2 protein-coding genes and 2 pseudogenes are annotated in these 3062 nt (G+C 65.2%); 1 reads left to right on the top strand and 3 read right to left on the bottom strand.

All coding sequences use genetic code 11. The annotated features are described in order from the left end of the window. A pseudogene (locus MOV75_RS32595) lies at window positions 1-135 on the bottom strand (FAD binding domain-containing protein); the annotation flags it as partial. 254 nt (window positions 136-389) lie between these two features. Here MOV75_RS32595 and MOV75_RS32590 point away from each other — a divergent pair. Continuing rightward, the gene (locus MOV75_RS32590) at window positions 390-1010 is read left to right on the top strand and encodes a TetR/AcrR family transcriptional regulator (protein WP_246931440.1); all 621 of its coding nucleotides are present in this window, start codon (window positions 390-392) and stop codon (window positions 1008-1010) included. A 213-nt stretch (window positions 1011-1223) separates the two neighbouring features. On the opposite strand, the gene hutU is transcribed toward MOV75_RS32590, so the two are convergent. Both hutU and MOV75_RS32580 read right to left on the bottom strand, forming a co-directional pair. Beyond that, entirely contained in the window at window positions 1224-2894 is a 1671-nt protein-coding gene (gene hutU, locus MOV75_RS32585) for a urocanate hydratase (protein WP_246931439.1), read from the bottom strand. A gap of 9 nt (window positions 2895-2903) precedes the next feature. Beyond that, window positions 2904-3062 (bottom strand): annotated as a pseudogene (locus tag MOV75_RS32580) (histidine ammonia-lyase); the annotation flags it as partial.

Raw genomic sequence — 3062 nt, 5'->3', positions numbered from 1 at the left:
CAGTCGCAGCGACAGCGCCGGCACCAGGCTCTGGCCGCCGGCGATGAAACGCGCATCGTCCGCGGCGCGCGCATGAGCGTCCAGCGCCTGGTCAATCGTCGCAGCCCGAAAATAGCTGAAAGCCCGCGCCTTCACTGCCGTTTCCTCGATATCCATCGGCTCATCAGCCGGGACGCCAGATTTGTAACCATCTGGTCTCAAAATCCTGACACGCCTCCCGGGGGCGGTCAACAGGAAATGACCATTTGGTCACAAATGCACCTTGGGCTATGAAGGCAGCGATACGTTGATTCAGCGACGAAATGGCCCGAAAAGCGCAGAGAACGGCGAAGCGACCGATCCGGAAGCGGACCGAGACAGGCAGCAAGTCTGCGCCAAAGCGCCGCAACATGCGCGCGGCCGACCGCGAGCGCGCGATCGTGGACGAGGCGATCCGCTTCTTCGCCGAGCGCGGCTTCGAGGGCCAGACCCGCGAGCTCGCCAAGCGCATGGGCATCACGCATTCGGCGATCTATCGCCACTTCCCGAGCAAGGAGGCGCTGATCGAGCGGGTCTACCAGGAGGTCTATCTCAGCCGCTGGTCGCCCGATTGGGGGCCGATGATCCGCGATCGTTCGTTGTCACTCGAAGCGAGGCTGACGCGCTTCTATCTCGACTATGTCGAACGCGTGTTCGAGTACAATTGGGTACGGATCTTCGTGTTCTCCGGCATGAAGTCGTTCGGCATCACCAGCCGCTATCTCGACATCGTCAGGCGCGAGATCATCGAGCCCGCGGCCGCCGAGCTGCGCCACGAGCTGAAGCTGCCCGACGCTAAGGCTCACTCATTGAGTGAACGCGAGACCGAGCTGTTCTGGGGCCTGCACGGCCGCATCTTCTATCTGGCCATCCGAAAATTCATCTACGAGACGCCGATCCCGCCCGATCTCGACGCCATCGTCCGCGACGCCGTCCAGACTTTTATGGACGGCGCGAAGACGACGATGCCGAAGCTGCTGGCGCGTGAATAGGTGGTCGAGCCCTACCACGCTGAAGGTGCGCTCCCTCTCCCGCTTGCGGGGGAGGGCTGGGGTGGGCGTGTCTCCGCACTGAACACTCCCAATGCTGCACGAGCCCCCACCCGGCGCTCCGCGCCGACCTCCCCCGCAAGCGGGAGAGATTAATCGAGCCCGCGGCTAGGTTTGGCCTCCACAAGAGTCATCGTGCTCGAAACGTCCAACGCGCTACTTCGCAAGGCTCGGCAGATCGAGCCCCTTGTCACGGGCGCAGTCGATCGCGGCCTCATAGCCCGCGTCGGCATGGCGCATGACGCCGGTGGCGGGATCGTTCCAGAGCACGCGCTCGATCCGCTTGGCGGCTTCCGGCGTGCCGTCGGCGACGATCACCATGCCGGCGTGCTGGGAATAGCCGATGCCGACGCCGCCGCCGTGATGCAGCGACACCCAGGTCGCACCGCTCGCACAATTGAGCAGCGCGTTCAGCAGCGGCCAGTCGGACACCGCGTCCGATCCGTCCTTCATCGCCTCGGTCTCGCGGTTGGGGCTCGCCACCGAGCCGCTGTCGAGATGATCGCGGCCGATCACGATTGGCGCCTTCAATTCGCCGCGCGCCACCATCTCGTTGAAGGCAAGGCCGAGGCGATGGCGATCGCCGAGGCCGACCCAGCAGATCCGCGCCGGCAGCCCCTGGAATTTGATGCGCGCCTTCGCCATGTCGAGCCAGTTGTGCAGATGCTTGTCATTGGGCATCAGCTCCATGACCTTGGCGTCGGTCTTGAAGATGTCCTCGGGATCGCCCGACAGCGCGGCCCAGCGGAACGGCCCGACGCCGCGGCAGAACAGAGGGCGGATATAGGCGGGAACGAAGCCGGGGAAATCGAAGGCATTCTTCAGGCCCATGTCCTGCGCCATCTGGCGGATGTTGTTGCCGTAGTCGAGCGTCGGAATGCCCTGTGCGTGGAAGTCCAGCATGGCGTGGACGTGCTCGACCATCGAGGTCTTCGAGGCGCGCTCGACCGCCTTCGGATCGGAGCCGCGCTTGGCTTCCCACTCGGCGAGCGTCCAACCCTTCGGCAAGTATCCGTTGACCGGATCGTGCGCGCTGGTCTGGTCGGTGACGACGTCGGGCTTGACGCCACGGCGCACCAGCTCGGGAAAAACCTCCGCGGCGTTGCCGAGCAGGCCGACCGAAATCGCCCGCTTCGTCTTCGTGGCGTCCGCCATGATCGCCAGCGCTTCGTCGAGCGTTGCGGCCTGTCGATCGAGATAGCCGGTACGCAGCCGCATCTCGATGCGGCTCGGCTGGCATTCGACGGCGAGCATCGACGCGCCGGCCATGGTCGCGGCCAGCGGCTGCGCACCGCCCATGCCGCCGAGACCTGCGGTGAGGATCCATCTGCCGGCGAGGCTGCCGCCATAATGGCGACGACCGACTTCGACGAAGGTCTCGTAGGTGCCCTGCACGATGCCCTGGCTGCCGATATAGATCCAGGAACCCGCCGTCATCTGGCCGTACATCATCAGGCCCTTGCGATCGAGCTCGTTGAAATGATCGAGCGTCGCCCAATGCGGCACGATGTTGGAGTTCGCGATCAGCACGCGCGGGGCATCGGCATGGGTGCGGAACACGCCGACCGGCTTGCCGGACTGGACCAGCAGCGTCTGGTCACCTTCGAGCTTGCGCAAGGCCGCAACGATCCGGTCGAAGCTCTCCCAGTCGCGTGCAGCGCGTCCGATGCCGCCATAGACGACGAGCTCGCTGGGGCGCTCCGCGACGTCAGGATCGAGGTTGTTCATCAGCATGCGCAACGGCGCCTCGGTCAGCCAGCTCTTGGCGCTGATGTCGCTGCCGCGGGGGGCGCGGATGGTGCGGTCATTGTCCAGTCGACGGTTCATGCGGACCTCTCAATCAAGTCTCGGAAACGGATCGGATGGAAGCGCGGCGATCGCGATCGCCGGCAACGCGTCGGCTTCGATCAGCGCAGCCGCCTTGGCGAGATCGCCGGCCATGTAGCGGTCGGCGCCGAGTGCAGGGACCTGATCGCGCAACGCGGCGATGACGGC

The organism is Bradyrhizobium sp. PRIMUS42 (assembly GCF_023006515.1).
In the GTDB taxonomy this organism is placed as follows: Bacteria; Pseudomonadota; Alphaproteobacteria; order Rhizobiales; family Xanthobacteraceae; genus Bradyrhizobium.
Note: the sequence above shows the minus strand (reverse complement) of the source record. Positions and strands in the feature narration are given on the sequence as shown.

Excerpts from the sequence above, each read along its gene's own strand:
- MOV75_RS32590 (WP_246931440.1), top strand. The coding sequence starts at position 390 with ATGCGCGCGGCCGACCGCGAGCGCGCGATCGTGGACGAGGCGATCCGC.
- hutU (WP_246931439.1), bottom strand. The coding sequence starts at position 2,894 with ATGAACCGTCGACTGGACAATGACCGCACCATCCGCGCCCCCCGCGGC.